The organism is Oleiphilus sp. HI0132 (assembly GCF_001635845.1).
In genome coordinates, this window is the sequence record NZ_LWGJ01000217.1 from 1 (window position 1) to 481 (window position 481).

The following is a 481-nucleotide window of genomic DNA, read 5'->3' on the forward strand; positions in this document are numbered from 1 at the left end:
CTGCATGCAAAGGATACCAGCTTTAAAGCGATTGCCATTCTAGATATCGATAAATTCAAATCTATCAATGATCGCTTCGGCCATGCAATTGGTGACGAGACGCTAGTTCTATTTTCACAGACAGTCAGGTCCGTCCTCCGACAGCAAGACCTGTTTTTCCGCTACGGTGGTGAAGAGTTCGTGGTATTGGTAAAAGACGTTCAGAAAGAGCAAGCTTTGGTTGTTCTCGAACGCTGCAGAGCAGCGATAGAGGCTCGCCGCTTCCCTCAGGTTGGCCAGGTTACCGTTAGCATCGGCTTTGCCGACCTAAGCAAAAACGACCACCCTGTAGAAACACTCTCCAAAGCAGATAAAGCGCTCTACTACGCAAAACAAAATGGTCGTAACCAGGTTAACTCGTATGAAGTGCTATTAGAAAAAGGCTTACTTGAAGCCGTTGAACCCGTAGAGAGCTCTATCGACTTCTGGGATTAATCTCTGA

Annotated in this window: 1 protein-coding gene; it reads left to right on the forward strand. The window is 46.8% G+C overall.

The window, feature by feature from the left end; all coding sequences use genetic code 11:
• Positions 1-474: GGDEF domain-containing protein (locus A3766_RS02715; RefSeq protein ID WP_197479233.1), on the forward strand; the 474-nt coding region annotated here is incomplete at its 5' end.
• Positions 475-481 lie beyond the last annotated feature (7 nt).